General features: G+C 54.6%; 14 protein-coding genes. 11 read left to right on the top strand and 3 right to left on the bottom strand.

Annotated elements, in window-relative coordinates:
* The first annotated feature begins 67 nt into the window (after positions 1-67).
* The 11 genes from ACF8OF_RS11005 to hycI are packed head-to-tail and all read left to right on the top strand — an operon-like array spanning position 68 to position 11367.
* Positions 68-688, top strand: coding sequence for a 4Fe-4S dicluster domain-containing protein (locus tag ACF8OF_RS11005; RefSeq protein ID WP_262860679.1), 621 nt, complete (start codon positions 68-70; stop codon positions 686-688).
* Positions 685-2700 carry a hydrogenase 4 subunit B gene (gene hyfB / locus ACF8OF_RS11000; RefSeq protein ID WP_392496604.1) on the top strand — a complete coding sequence of 672 codons (2016 nt, stop codon included), beginning with the start codon at positions 685-687 and terminating at the stop codon, positions 2698-2700. Before ACF8OF_RS11005 ends, hyfB begins: the two co-directional genes overlap by 4 nt.
* Positions 2701-2711: 11 nt before the next feature.
* Positions 2712-3662, top strand: coding sequence for a respiratory chain complex I subunit 1 family protein (locus ACF8OF_RS10995; protein WP_046893087.1), 951 nt, complete (start codon positions 2712-2714; stop codon positions 3660-3662).
* 13 nt (positions 3663-3675) lie between these two features.
* On the top strand, positions 3676-5118 hold the full coding sequence (locus ACF8OF_RS10990; RefSeq protein ID WP_004235000.1) for a hydrogenase 4 subunit D: 1443 nt from the start codon (positions 3676-3678) through the stop codon (positions 5116-5118).
* Between the two features lie 12 nt (positions 5119-5130).
* Entirely contained in the window at positions 5131-5781 is a 651-nt protein-coding gene (gene hyfE, locus ACF8OF_RS10985; protein WP_004235001.1) for a hydrogenase 4 membrane subunit, read from the top strand.
* A 4-nt stretch (positions 5782-5785) separates the two neighbouring features.
* Positions 5786-7366 carry a hydrogenase 4 subunit F gene (locus ACF8OF_RS10980; protein WP_024474458.1) on the top strand — a complete coding sequence of 527 codons (1581 nt, stop codon included), beginning with the start codon at positions 5786-5788 and terminating at the stop codon, positions 7364-7366.
* Between the two features lie 3 nt (positions 7367-7369).
* On the top strand, positions 7370-9103 hold the full coding sequence (locus ACF8OF_RS10975; RefSeq protein WP_025151932.1) for an NADH-quinone oxidoreductase subunit C: 1734 nt from the start codon (positions 7370-7372) through the stop codon (positions 9101-9103).
* 15 nt (positions 9104-9118) lie between these two features.
* Positions 9119-9670 carry a hydrogenase 4 subunit H gene (hyfH, locus tag ACF8OF_RS10970; RefSeq protein ID WP_025151931.1) on the top strand — a complete coding sequence of 184 codons (552 nt, stop codon included), beginning with the start codon at positions 9119-9121 and terminating at the stop codon, positions 9668-9670.
* Positions 9667-10449: an NADH-quinone oxidoreductase subunit B family protein gene (locus ACF8OF_RS10965; RefSeq protein ID WP_046893082.1), complete on the top strand. Its 783-nt coding sequence runs from the start codon at positions 9667-9669 to the stop codon at positions 10447-10449. Before hyfH ends, ACF8OF_RS10965 begins: the two co-directional genes overlap by 4 nt.
* Complete coding sequence (locus ACF8OF_RS10960; RefSeq protein ID WP_046893081.1) at positions 10442-10876, top strand: formate hydrogenlyase maturation HycH family protein; 435 nt, start codon at positions 10442-10444, stop codon at positions 10874-10876. The genes ACF8OF_RS10965 and ACF8OF_RS10960 overlap by 8 nt, the downstream gene beginning before the upstream one ends.
* Positions 10873-11367, top strand: a complete 495-nt coding sequence (hycI, locus tag ACF8OF_RS10955; protein WP_392496602.1) for a hydrogenase maturation peptidase HycI — start codon at positions 10873-10875, stop codon at positions 11365-11367. The genes ACF8OF_RS10960 and hycI overlap by 4 nt, the downstream gene beginning before the upstream one ends.
* Before the next feature lie 85 nt (positions 11368-11452).
* Here hycI and ACF8OF_RS10950 read toward each other — a convergent pair whose 3' ends face one another.
* From ACF8OF_RS10950 to cstA, 3 genes are all read right to left on the bottom strand, one after another.
* Positions 11453-11815, bottom strand: coding sequence for a hypothetical protein (locus ACF8OF_RS10950; RefSeq protein WP_262862451.1), 363 nt, complete (start codon positions 11813-11815; stop codon positions 11453-11455).
* 349 nt (positions 11816-12164) lie between these two features.
* Positions 12165-12362 carry a YbdD/YjiX family protein gene (locus tag ACF8OF_RS10945; RefSeq protein ID WP_004235011.1) on the bottom strand — a complete coding sequence of 66 codons (198 nt, stop codon included), beginning with the start codon at positions 12360-12362 and terminating at the stop codon, positions 12165-12167.
* 78 nt (positions 12363-12440) lie between these two features.
* The gene (gene cstA, locus ACF8OF_RS10940; protein WP_262864540.1) at positions 12441-14543 is read right to left on the bottom strand and encodes a pyruvate/proton symporter CstA; all 2103 of its coding nucleotides are present in this window, start codon (positions 14541-14543) and stop codon (positions 12441-12443) included.
* Positions 14544-14601: the final 58 nt, after the last annotated feature.

Raw genomic sequence — 14601 nt, 5'->3', positions numbered from 1 at the left:
CATGAAAAATGCTTAACAAGGGTATCAAACTATATGACTCGTCTGATTTTTCTGGAGGGTGGGGCGAATGAATCGCTTTGTTATTGCCGACCCGCATCTTTGTATCGGATGTAATACCTGTATGGCGGCCTGTTCTGAGACGCATAAACAGCAGGGATTACAAACACATCCGAGATTGAATGTGGTGAAAATCGGGGAACTGACCGCGCCGATGCTTTGTCGTCAGTGTGATGATGCTCCGTGTGCCCGTGTGTGTCCGGTGAATGCCATTACACACGAAAAGGGCATGATCGTGCTGAATGAAAGCCTGTGCATCGGCTGTAAATTGTGCGGTCTGGTCTGTCCGTTCGGGGCTATTACCCCGTCAGGCAGTAAACCTGTCGATATGCCGGACTTCTTTGAGCAGTATGTGCCGAAAGAGATGCTGCTGGATGTGCCGGACAGTCTGCCGACCATGAACCCGTTCCTGGCATGGAATGCCGGTATCCGTAATATCGCGGTGAAATGCGATTTGTGTGATTTCAGTGAAGAAGGCCCGGCGTGTGTGAAAGTGTGCCCGACCGATGCCCTCCATCTCGTTGAAGAGAATCAGCTGGAAAACGAAAGTGCGAAACGCCGTACCGCATCTGTCGATGCGATGCCGCCGGAGTTCGACATTTTCGTCTCAGGACAGGAGAGCCGCAAATGACATCTCTTGAATTACTCTTATGGTCCGTTGCCCTGTATACCGCCGGGGGGTTTATTTCGCTGTTGTTTAAACAGCAGGAAAAAATGGCGGTGTATGTTGCCGGGATCACGGCGATTGCCGGCGGGATCCTTGGTTTATTCAGTGCCGTTCCGGTGCTGATGAGCGGCGAAACACTGACGTTTTTCGCTCAGGGACCTTTCCCGTTCGCCCATTTTGTCGTCCGCCTCGACAGTCTCGCTGCCTTTATGGTGATGGTGATTTCGCTGCTGGTGACCGTCAGCGCCCTCTATTCCCTGAACTATGTGCAGGAATATTTGGGACGCGGCGCGTGGAGCATGGGTTTCTTCCTGAACCTGTTTATCGCCTCCATGGTTGCCCTGGTGGTGATGGATAACGCCTTCTGGTTCATCATTCTGTTTGAAATGATGTCACTGGCCTCCTGGTTCCTGGTGATTGCGGATCAGGATGACAAATCCATCCGCGCCGGTCTGCTCTACTTCTTTATTGCCCACGCCGGTTCCGTGCTGATCATGATCGCCTTCTTCCTGATGTGGCGCGAAAGCGGCAGTCTGGATTTCGATTCTTTCCGTCAGCTTTCATTGTCACCGGCAATGGCCTCTGTGGTCTTCCTGCTGGGCTTCTTCGGCTTCGGTGCCAAAGCGGGGATGTTACCGCTGCACAGCTGGCTGCCGCAGGCTCACCCGGCGGCACCGTCCCACGCCTCCGCACTGATGTCCGGTGTGATGGTGAAAATCGGTATCTTCGGGATTATTAAAGTCGGTATCGACCTGCTGGGGGCAACCCAGTGCTGGTGGGGTATCGTGGTACTGGGCTTCGGCGCGGTCTCTTCTGTTCTCGGTGTTATGTATGCGCTGGCGGAGCATGATATCAAACGTCTGCTGGCGTGGCACACCGTGGAAAACATCGGGATTATCCTGATGGGCGTCGGTGTGGCAATGGTCGGTATGGCGAATGATATGCCGGTGCTGGCGACGATTGGTCTGCTCGGCGCGATTTATCACCTGCTCAACCACGCGGTGTTTAAAGGTCTGCTGTTCCTCGGTGCCGGTGCGGTGATTTACCGTATTCATACCCGTGATATGGAAAAAATGGGCGGCCTCGCCAAACTGATGCCGCTGACCGCAACCGCGTTCTTAATCGGTTGTATGGCGATTTCTGCATTACCGCCGCTCAACGGCTTTGTCAGTGAGTGGTACACCTATCAGTCACTGTTTTCAATGAGCCATGACGGCACATTCATCATGAAAATCAGTGGTCCGATTGCCATCGTGATGCTGGCGATCACCGGTGCACTGGCGGCGATGTGTTTCGTGAAAGTATACGGTGTCAGCTTCTGCGGCGGTGCGCGCAGTGAAGCCGCCACCCATGCCCGCGAAGTACCGTGGACAATGACTGCCGCAATGCTGATTTTGGCGGTGGTGTGTGTGCTGCTGGGTGTCGGTGCGAGTGTGATTGCACCGGTGCTGGCGAAAGTGGCGATGACCCTGACCTCCGGCACTGATGTGACGGTGGCACAGGGCGCGATGCTGGTGCCGGATTCTGCCGCTCAGGCCATGATTTCACCGGCCATGACATTCCTGTTGCTGCTGGCGCTGCCGCTGATCCCGTTCATCATCTATCTGGTCTTCAAAGGCAAACAGATGAGCTTCCGCCGCAAAGGCGATGCCTGGGCGTGTGGTTATGCCTGGGAACGCGATATGTCCGTGTCTGCCGGGGGCTTTACCCAGCCGCTGCGCTCAATGTTTGCACCGCTGTACCGCATGCGCAAACAGCTTGATCCGTCAGCCCGTCTGGCTCACGCCCTGGACGTGACCAAAGCCGGGGCCGGAAAAGTCGAGCCATTCTGGGATGAACGTATTATTTATCCGCTGGTGCGCGGGATTAACCGTTTCGCCAAACGCATTCAGTGCCTTCAGGGCGGGGATTTCAGACTTTACTGTCTGTATGTCGTGGCCGCGCTGGTTGTTCTGCTTGTTGTGATTGCGGCGTAAGGAGAGAAACCATGTCGATTCAGGATACACCTACATTGATGACGGGGCTCTTCGCAGTGGTTCAGGCGATTTTCCTGCTGCTGCTGACGCCGCTGTTTACCGGCATCTCCCGTCAGATCCGCGCAAAAATGCACTCCCGTCAGGGGCCGGGCATTATGCAGGATTACCGTGACATCATCAAATTACTGAAACGCCAGTCTGTGGCACCGCGTGATTCCGGATTTATTTTCCGGGTGATGCCGTATGTGCTGCTCGGCAGCATGCTGCTGCTGGCGATGGCGTTGCCGGTTGTGACCACAACGTCACTGTTCAGCGGGGCAGGCGACCTCATCATCATTTTATATATTTTCGCGCTGTTCCGCTTTTTCTTCTCCCTGTCCGGTCTGGACACCGGCAGCCCGTTCGCCGGTATCGGTGCCAGCCGTGAGCTGACCCTCGGCGTGCTGGTGGAGCCGATTCTGTTCCTCGGCCTGCTGGTGGTTGCGCTGATCGCCGGTTCGACCAATATCGGCAGCATCAGTGCTGTGATGAGTCAGGGCTGGGTATCACCGACCGCCACCTTGCTGGCTATGCTGGCCTGTGGTTTTGCGACCTTTATCGAAATGGGCAAAATCCCGTTCGACGTCGCGGAAGCCGAGCAGGAACTGCAGGAAGGGCCGCTGACTGAGTACTCCGGTTCCGGTCTGGCGCTGGTGAAATGGGGGATCGGTCTGAAACAGGTGGTTGTGGCTGTGCTGTTTCTCTCGATTTTCTTCCCGTTCGGCAGTGCATCCGTTCTGACCGCAGGCAGTCTGCTGCTGGCGCTGGTACTGATGCTGGTAAAACTGCTGGTGATTTTCGTTCTGGCATCGCTGGTCGAAAACAGTCTGGCCCGTGGTCGTTTTCTGCTGACGCATCATGTGACCTGGTTAGGATTCGGCGTGGCTGCGCTCGGATTCGTGTTCTATCTCACCGGTCTGTAAGGAGCGATAAAGCATGTTAGAAAATATTGCACTGGCGACCCTGCTGATTCCGTTTGCCGGGGCGTTGCTGGTCAGTGTCCTGCCGACGCGCATGGCCCCGTGGCTGAGTACCTTAGTCGCGCTGCTGGCCTCTCTCGGTACGGCGGCACTGGGCTGGCTGTATCTCGACGGCGGTAAGACCGCCACCACACTGGAACTGGTTCAGGCCGGAAATATCGCCCTGTTCGGCTTTACCGTTGACGGTGTCAGCACTCTGATTGCGTTTGCGGTGGTATTCCTCGGTTTCCTGATTTGTCTGTACTCCACCGGCTACCTGACGGAAGGTAACCGCGAGCACGCCCACGGGCCGACCCGCCGCTATTATGCCTTCCTGCTGATTTTTATCGGCGCAATGGCGGGCGTGGTGCTGTCATCCACCATTCTGGGGCAGTTACTGTTCTTTGAAATCACCGGTGGCTGTTCATGGGCGCTGATTGGTTATTACCAGACAGAAAAAGCCCAGCGTTCCGCAATGAAAGCGCTGCTGATCACACACGTCGGTTCCCTCGGTCTGTTTATGGCGGCGGCAACCCTGTTTATCAGTACCGGTACGTTTGCCCTGAGCGCGATTAACCAGCTGAATGAGGCACAAAGCCTGATCGTCTTCGGCGGGATCCTGTTTGCGGCATGGGGTAAATCAGCCCAGCTGCCGTTACAGGCCTGGCTGCCGGACGCAATGGAAGCGCCGACACCGGTGAGTGCGTATCTGCACGCCGCGTCTATGGTGAAAGTGGGGGTTTACATCTTTGCCCGCAGCATCATGTCGTCTGACCATGTGCCGGAAATTATCGGCTGGGTCGGCGTGGTGATGGCCGTTATCACGCTGGTGTATGGTTTTATGATGTATCTGCCGCAGAAAGATATGAAACGTCTGCTGGCCTGGTCAACCATCACCCAGCTGGCGTATATCTTCCTCGCGTTATCGCTGTCCATCTTCGGATCCAAAGAAGCCTTTGACGGCGGTATCGCGTACATCTTTAACCACGCGTTTGCCAAGAGTCTGTTCTTCCTGGTGGCCGGTGCGCTCAGCTACAGCTGCGGAACCCGTATGCTGCCGCGTCTGCGTGGTCTGTCAAAACGCTATCCGCTGCTGGGTGTCGGTTTCTGTGTAGCTGCGCTGGCGATTGCCGGTGTGCCGCCGCTTAACGGCTTCTTCAGTAAATTCCCGATTTTCGCGGCCGGTTTCGCGTTATCTGAACAGTTCTGGATCTTCGCGCCAATCATGGTGCTGGTGCTGATCGAATCCGTTGCCAGCTTTGCCTGGCTGCTCTACTGGTTCGGCAAAGTTGTGCCGGGCGAGCCGAGCGAAGACGTGGCAAACGGAACCCCGGTTCCGGCAGCAATGCAGTGGGTTATCGGCCTGCTGATTGTGATGTCGTTCTGTTCAAGTGTTATCGCCGTCATCTGGCTCGGTTAAGGGAGAGAAAGTATGACTGGTTCCATTATTGTGAACAATCTCGCGGGGCTGATGATGATCACCTCGCTGCTGGTCATCGGGGCAAAGCGCCCGGTGGCTTCCTGCTGGTTCTATGCACTTCAGTCGCTGGTGCTGGTGGCGATTTTCGCCACGCTGTCACAGACATTGGATGCACCGCAGCTGGGCATGTGGGCGATCACCGCCTTCGCGACCAAGGTGGTGCTGGTGCCGCTGATTATGGGCTATGCCTTCCGTAAACTGTCTGACCCGACCGCCAACGGCGGCGTGATAAGTCCGGCCTGGCTGATGCTGGCCGCGGCGGTGATTGTGGTGCTGTGCTGGTTTGTGGTCGAACCGGTGAAACTGCCGATGGTGGCGGATCTGAAACCGGCGCTGGCAGTTTCTCTGGGTCACTTTATGCTGGGCTTACTCTGCATCGTGACACAGCGCAACATCCTGAAACAGGCATTCGGTTACTGCCTGATGGAAAACGGATCGCACCTGACACTGGCTCTGCTGGCGTATAAAGCGCCGGAGCTGGTGGAAATCGGTATCGCGACGGACGCCATTTTCGCTGTGATTATCATGGCGGTGCTGGCACGTAAAATCTATCGCACGCTCAACACACTGAACGTGGATCAACTGACCGCGCTGAAGGGGTGATGAGATGAGTCAAACCATGTTGTTAACATTATTAATGGCAACGCCGCTGGTGATTTCACTGCTGGCATTTGCCTGCCGCCTGGCGGGCGGCGGGGCGAAAGGTGTGGTCACCCTGGTGCATACCATCGGTATCTCCCTGATGCTCGTCTTCTCACTGTGGATGGTGTACACCATCAGTGCGGAAGGTGACCTGCTGATGGCGAACCGCTGGATCCACCTGGACAGCCTGGCCGGGTTATTCCTCGCGATCCTCGGGATTGTCGGTTTCCTGACCGGTCTGTATTCCATCGGTTACATGAACCACGAAGTGAATGATGGTGAAGTGAGTGTGGCAACACTCTGTAACTATTACGGTTTCTTCCATCTGTTCCTGTTCACCATGCTGCTGGTGATCACCAGTAACAACCTGATCCTGATGTGGGCGGCAGTAGAAGCCACCACACTCAGCTCCGCATTCCTGGTGGGTATCTACGGACAGCGCTCTTCCCTGGAAGCGGCGTGGAAATACATCATCATCTGTAGTGTGGGTGTGGCGTTTGGTCTGTTCGGCACTATCCTCGTGTATGCGAATGCGGCGAGCGTGATGCCGGATCCGGAACTGGCTATCTTCTGGACCGAAGTGCTGAAACATACCGCGCTGCTGGATCCGACCCTGATGCACCTGGCCTTTGTGTTTGTGCTGATTGGTTTCGGGACCAAAACCGGTCTGTTCCCGATGCACGCTTGGCTGCCGGATGCGCACAGTGAAGCGCCGAGCCCGGTCTCCGCGCTGTTGTCTGCGGTTCTGCTGAACTGCGCACTGCTGATCATCATCCGTTACTACATCATTATCACCTCCGCTATCGGCGGGGAATTCACTCAGACACTGCTGCTGGTCTTCGGGCTGCTCTCTGTGGCGGTGGCGGCGTTCTTCATCCTTATTCAGCGTGATATGAAACGTCTGCTGGCGTACTCCAGTGTGGAAAACATGGGGCTGATTGCCGTGGCGCTGGGTATCGGCGGTCCGCTGGGTGTGCTGGCTGCACTGCTGCACACACTGAACCACAGCCTGGGCAAAACCCTGCTGTTCTGCGGTTCCGGTAACGTGTTACTGAAGTACGGCACCCGTGATATCACGGTGGTCAAAGGGATGCTGCGCACCATGCCGTTTACGGCGGTTGTCTTTGCGGGCGGCGCGCTGGCACTCGGCGGTATGCCGCCGTTCAACGTGTTCCTCAGTGAGTTTATGACGGTGGTTGCGGGTCTGGCGGCGGATCATTTCTGGCTGACGCTGCTGCTTTTGATCCTGCTCACTATCGTCCTCGGCGGGTTGGTTAGAATGGTATCGAAAACCCTGTTCGGCGCACAGCCTGACTGCGTGTCACGCGGCGAAGCAGGGATCCTGACGACATTGCCGATGGCCATCCTCATTGTACTGATGCTGGTGATGGGCACCCACATTCCGCAGCCGGTCAGCCGTCTGCTCGAAAATGCCGCCACTATTGTCCTGACGGACAGTGCATTACCAGGTACAGAATTAACCACCCCGGACTACCGCTGGCCGTGGGGTGTTGATACAACATCCACATCATCGCAGGAGAAATAAAACGTGAGCTATCAGAATTATACAGATACCCTTCAGGGCGTTCGTAAAGGCGCGGGCTATCTGGCACAGGTCCGCGAGAAATTTCCCCATGCGGTGCTGGAAGAGGAGTGGCAGACTGCCAACCAGCTGACCATCACTATCAAAACAGAGATGCTGCCGGAGGTGGTGGAGTTTCTGTACTACGGCTGCGGCGGCTGGCTGCCGGTGCTGTGGGGTAACGATGAGCGTCCGCTGAACGGGCAGTTCGCGGTTTACTATGCACTCTCTATGGAAGAGGGTGAAAAATGCTGGGTGACTGTGAAGGCGTATGTCAGCCCGGTCACCCAGGAATTCCCGTCTGTCACACCGCGCGTGCCTGCGGCGGTGTGGGGCGAACGTGAGATCCGTGATATGTACGGGCTGCGCCCGGTGGGTCTGCCGGATGAGCGCCGCCTGGTGCTGCCGGATGACTGGCCGGATGATCTCTATCCGCTGCGCAAAGATACTATGGATTACCGTCAGCGCCCGGCACCAACCACCGATACCGAGACTTACGAGTTTATCAACGACAGCAAAAAAGATGCGCGCGTTGTGCCAATCGGCCCGTTGCACATCACGTCGGATGAACCGGGGCACTTCCGTCTGTTTGTTGACGGGGAGCGGATTGTCGATGCGGACTACCGGATGTTCTACGTCCACCGTGGTATGGAAAAACTGGCGGAAACCCGTATGGGGTATAACGAAGTCACTTTCCTGTCTGACCGTGTGTGCGGCATCTGCGGCTTTACCCACAGCGTGGCGTACACCACATCGGTGGAAAATGCGCTGGGGATTTATGTGCCGCAGCGTGCGCACACTATCCGCAGCGTGCTGCTGGAAGTGGAGCGTCTGCATAGTCACCTGCTGAACATCGGTCTTGCCAGCCACTTCACCGGCTTTGATACCGGCTTTATGCAATTCTTCCGTGTGCGTGAAAAATCCATGACCATGGCTGAATTGCTGACCGGTGCCCGTAAAACGTACGGAACCAACCTGATCGGCGGTGTGCGCCGTGACTTTCTCAAAGAGCAGCGGGTGAAAACCATTCAGCTGGTCCGCGAGATGCGTGCGGATGTCACTCAGCTGGTGGATATGCTGCTGAGCACGCCGAATATGGAACAACGCACGGTCGGCGTCGGTCGTCTGGACCCGAAAGTGGCCCGTGATTACAGCCCGGTCGGCCCGATGATCCGCGCCAGCGGCTTTAAGCGTGATGTGCGTTTTGATCATCCGTTTGCTGATTACGGCAACCTGCCGAAAACCCTGTTTACCATGGATGGCTGTGATGTTTACTCCCGTGTCATGGTGCGTGTGAAAGAAACCCTCGATTCACTCGCCATGATCGAATACGCGCTGGATAACATGCCGGAAGGGCCGATTCTGACTGAAGGCTTTACCTATCAGCCGCACAAATTTGCCCTGGGTTACACCGAAGCACCGCGCGGGGAAGATATCCACTGGAGCATGCTGGGGGATAACCAGAAACTGTTCCGCTGGCGCTGCCGTGCGGCTACTTACGCTAACTGGCCGGTGCTGCGCTACATGCTGCAGGGCAATACCGTGTCCGATGCGCCGCTGATTATCGGCAGCCTTGACCCTTGCTACTCCTGTACTGACCGCGTGACGCTGGTGGATGTGAAAAAACGCAAAGCGAAAACCGTGGCATACAAAGAGATCGAGCAGTACAGCATCGATCGCAAACATTCACCGCTGAAATAAGCCGGAGGGAATACCATGTTTAAACTGTTTAAGACCCTCCGCAATGCGGGGACAGCAACGGTCAAATACCCGTTCAAACCACTGGAAGTGGCGCACGGATTCCGTGGCAAGCCGGAATATGTGCCGGAACAGTGCATTGCCTGCGGTGCCTGTATTTCTGCCTGTCCGGCAAACGCCCTGACGATGGAAACAGATCTTGAAAGCGGTGAACGCCGCTGGCAGTTATTCCTCGGCCGCTGCATTTACTGTGCGCGTTGCGAGGAAGTCTGCCCGACCAGAGCTATCCATCTGACCGAGGAGTTTGAAACGGCGGTGATGAACAAGGCGGATCTCTATATGAAAGGGACATTCCGCTTACAGCACTGCCGCCAGTGCGGGGAAGCCTTCGCACCGAAAAAATCCGTTGAATATGCCATGGCGCTGATGGTGGCGTCCGGTGTTGAAGAGAGCGGCATTGAAGCCTTGCGGCCGATGTATGAAACCTGTCCGTCCTGTAAGCAGAAAAATAACCTGCTGAACAATGACCGTCAGAACTTCCGTCTGCATATTGAGGGAGAAAAATCATGAGTTTGCCTGAAATCCCGGTGAACCATCATGTCAGCGAACCGCTGAAGATGGATGAACAGGTAGCGAAGCTGAAAAGCACGCTGCTGAAAGATATCAAACGTTCAGCCTATGTTTACCGTGTGGACTGCGGCGGCTGTAACGGCTGTGAGATTGAGATCTTCTCCGCCATTACCCCGGTCTTTGATGCGGAGCGTTTCGGGATCAAAGTGGTGGCCTCGCCGCGCCACGCGGATATTCTGCTGTTTACCGGTGCGGTGACCCGCGCGATGCGGATGCCGGCACTGCGGGCGTATGAATCCGCACCGGATCCGAAAATCTGTATCTCTTATGGCGCCTGCGGCTGCGGCGGCGGTATCTTCCATGATCTGTATTGTGTCTGGGGCGGCAGTGAGCATATCGTGCCGATCGATGTCTGGATCCCCGGTTGCCCGCCGACACCGGCAGCAACTATCTACGGTTTTGCCGTGGCGCTGGGTCTGCTGAATCAGAAACTGAAAGGTCAGGATCATGTTGAGGCGGATGATGAGCGTGTGGAACTGCTGCTGCCGTCCGTTCCGCTGGCAACCCGTGTGATGATTGAACGCGAAGCGCGCCGTCAGGCCGGTTATTATCAGGGGCGTGAAATCAGTGACCGCTTCCTGACGCTGCTGGAAAATGCCACACCGGAACAGGTGAAAGGCACAATGCAGACCTGGATGGATGAAGAGCAGGATCCGCGTTTGCGCGAAATCGTGAACCGCTTGGTGACCGTATTACAACAAGGAGGCATTCATGCCTGAACAGACACCCGATCATGCAGACACTGACGGAAAAGTGATCTTCTGGTCGCTGAGACAAAAGTTTGTCGACAGTGACGATGATGTGCCGGAAGAGGCTCAGCAGGTGATGTACTACTCACTGGCAATCGGCCACCACGTTGGCATGATTGATTGTCTGAATACGGAATTGATCTGCCCGCTCAGCGGTTATCAGTCCTGGGTGAATGCGCTTCCCGAAGGGGAGGCGCGCCGCAAATTGCAGGGACTTATCACCTTCGGTGAAATCAATATCGATTCCACGCATACCAATATGCTGGCACTGGCATTAGATCCGCTGACGAAGGATAAAAATCCGGACTTCCGCGAATGGAGTGCCACGCTTATCCGCCTGCTGGGGGAGATTGAGCGTGAACCGGCAATTTACCTGATAGTGAAGCGCCGCCCATGAGTGAAATGACTGCAAAAAATGTGATGCTGGCAGTCGGTAACAGCATGATGGGGGATGATGCGGCAGGACCAATGCTGTTTGATCTGATGGAAGCGAATCCGGTTGACGGCTGGATCGCCGTTAACGGCGGCAGCGCACCGGAGAATGTGGCACACCAGGTGCGGGCACTGAAACCGGAACGTCTGCTGATTGTGGATGCGGCGGATATTGGCCTGAATCCCGGAGAGATCCGCATTATTGACCCGGATGATATCGCAGAGATGTTTATCATGAGTACGCATAATCTGCCGCTCAACTTTCTTATTGATCAACTGAAAGAAGATATCCCTGAGGTGATTTTCCTGGGTATTCAGCCGGATCTGGTCGGGTTTTATATGCCGGTTAATGAGAAGGTCACCCGTGCTGTACAGCAGGTTTATGACGCGCTGCCGTCCCGGGAAGGGTTGGACGGATTTGTATTATTTGAAGGTGAGGAAGAGGACGAATTCTGAGTCGTCGTCTTTTTTGCCGGATATAATCCGGTTATGATTAAATAACGCCGTACTGATAGCAGATGACGGCGTTTTTTATTACCACTCAGCCGACAATCGGGCCTTGTTTGGTGATGCAGTTATCTTCATTCAGACGCAGTTTCAGTGATCTGGCTGCCATTTCATTTTCTGTCGGCGTTCCGGCAAATTTGAAGCCTTTGCGTAACAGGTTGGTTGTATAGTATTTGTTATACATAAACGACCAGACAATTGAAATAAAGAGGCCGCCGATTCCCATCGTCAGAAAGCTGATAATACAGGCGACAACAAAGACCCCGATAAAGGTCATAAAATCCTTGCGGAATAAGCTCGGAAACGCGCCAAACAGCAGGGTGGTCCAGGAATAACCGTAAAAACCGGTCACAATTTCACCTGTTTTCGGGTTTTCCATCATAATTTTAATTGCCATATATTTCCCTATCATAATAATCGATCATAAAAAGTCATTATATTCAATTTTCCTGGTTTATCGATAGTTAATTAAAATTATTTCTTTTTTATTCTCACTGGTAACGTGCCGCTGATTACCTGTGTTTTTTACAGGTAGTTGTACTGATTTGATAAAATTATATGCGTAAAAACAGTTAATGTTTTTATATAATATTTTACTATTATTTTGCGTTTTATTTCTGTGCTATTAATTTTTATGATGTTAAACAGAGCGTGTATAAAAGACAGATATTACAGGCAAAAACTACCGCTAAAATAAAAAATACCGCAATTAGTGCGGTATTTTTACATGATTGCCGTTATTCGGCTCAGCAGCATTTCGGGCCGCCTTTGCTGCCGTAACGGGCATCCTGACGATCGCGGAAAAACTCTTCATAGGTCATCGGTGTCTGATCAGGATGGGTGTTTTTCATGTGTTGTACATAGTTATCGTAATCCGGCACACCAATCATCATTTTGGCGGTCTGACCGAGATAACGTCCTGCTTTTGCGAGAGTATCAAACATAATTATGACCCTGAACCTGTTGCGTACGGAGGAGCGGCAGTTTGTCTGCCACTCCTTATTTCACCAGTATATCAGATTTTAGTGGGCAGATTTGCTGTTTGCCACTAAATCAAGATAGTTTTCCGGCATTGGCTCGTACGGTGTTTCGTTGTCCGTCGGTTTGTCGGATTTCAGGGCTTTCAGCGCGGTCTTCAGTGAGAAGACAGCCAGCACCACCACGACAACCATAAAGAACAGTGTCAGACCGGCATCAAGACGGTTGTTAAACACCAGTTGTGACAACTGCGAGGCAGTGTACTGCGACGGAATATTACCGCTGTCAATCATAGCCTGGAACTTATTCGCTACCGCCAGGAAGCCGACACGGGCATCTTCGCTGAACACTTTTTCCCAGCCTGCGGTCATGGTACAGATTAACAGCCACGCCATCGGCACCAGGGCCACCCAGGCGTAAGCCTGGCGTTTCATCTTGAACAGCACCACTGCGCACAGCATCAGTGCCATACCGGCCAGCATCTGGTTGGCGATACCGAACAGCGGCCACAGGGTGTTAATGCCCCCGAGCGGATCGACCACGCCCTGATGCAGGAAGTAACCCCACGCCAGCACACACAGTGCGGTGGCGACCAGGTTGGCAGGCAGGGAATCTGTCCGCTTCAGTGCCGGGGAAATCACACCCAGTAAGTCCTGTAACATAAAGCGGGCGGAGCGCGTACCGGCATCCACGGCAGTCAGGATAAACAGCGCTTCAAACAGAATGGCGAAGTGATACCAGAAGGAGACATCCATCAGGCCGCCGAGCGCTCCGTGCAGAATATAGGCCATACCGACAGCGAGTGTCGGCGCGCCCCCTGCGCGGGAGATAATACTCTGTTCACCGACTTCATTGGCGATATTGGTTAAGGTTTCCGGGGTTATCTGGAAGCCCCAGCTGCTGACCACACTGGCGGCAGAGGCGACCACATCCGTGGTACCGGCCGGTGCCAGCATTGCCATCGGGCTGTTCATGGCGAAGTACACGCCCGGGTCGATCACACAGGCGGCAACCAGTGCCATAATCGCCACAAACGATTCCATCAGCATGCCGCCGTAACCGATAAAGCAGGCCTGGTTTTCGTTAGCCAGCATTTTCGGCGTGGTACCGGAAGCAATCAGGGCGTGGAAGCCGGAGACCGCACCACAGGCAATGGTGATAAACAGGAACGGGAACAGATCCCCTGCCCAGACCGGGCCGGTGCCGTCGACAAATTTAGTCAGCGCAGGCATTTCCAGCATCGGACGCATAATCAGGATACCGATCGCCAGACCGACGATTGTCCCGATTTTCAGGAAGGTAGACAGATAATCACGCGGCGCCAGCAGTAACCAGACCGGCAGAACCGCCGCGACAAAGCCGTAACCGACCAGCATCCAGGTTAACTGTACGCCGTCATAATCAAAATACGGTGCCCAGGTCGGGCTTTCCGCTACCCAGCCGCCGGAGATAATGGCGAACACCAGGAAAATCAGACCGATAACAGAGACTTCCCCGACACGTCCCGGACGGATGTAGCGGGTGTAAATCCCCATAAAGAACGCGAGCGGGATAGTAAAGGCGACGGTGTAGGTTCCCCACGGGCTGTGGGTCAGGGCTTTCACCACGATCATGGCGAGGACGGCGAGGATAATCACCATAATCATAAAACAGGCGATCAGCGCGATCACCCCGGCGACATTCCCCATCTCCTCTTTGACCAGTTCCCCGAGGGAGCGGCCATTGCGGCGGGTGGAGACAAACAGCACCATAAAGTCCTGTACCGCACCAGCTAATACCACGCCAGCCAGCAGCCAGAGCATGCCCGGCAGATAGCCCATCTGCGCTGCGAGCACCGGACCGACCAGCGGACCCGCACCGGCGATAGCCGCAAAGTGGTGGCCGAACAGCACTTTTTTGTCTGTCGGTACATAATCAAGCCCGTCATTATTTTTAAAGGCGGGCGTCATGCGGGTTGCATCGACTTTCAGTACTTTTTCAGCGATATACAGCCCGTAATAGCGGTATGCCACCAGATAAATACAGACGGCGGCAACGACTATCCAGAGCGCGTTGATCTGTTCGCCTCTGTTCAGTGCGATATACCCGAGGGCAAAGGCACCGACAATTGCGAGCAGTACGCCGGCAAGTTGTTTGAACGCTTTCATAGATTTCACCTGTCCGAATGAGTAAAGAGAAAGTAGTTTCAGTTTGTTATTATCCAAT

The sequence above is a fragment of the Morganella sp. TYF_1 genome (genome assembly GCF_043105645.1).
GTDB classification, from domain to species: Bacteria; Pseudomonadota; Gammaproteobacteria; order Enterobacterales; family Enterobacteriaceae; genus Morganella; species Morganella morganii_B.
Note: the sequence above shows the minus strand (reverse complement) of the source record. Positions and strands in the feature narration are given on the sequence as shown.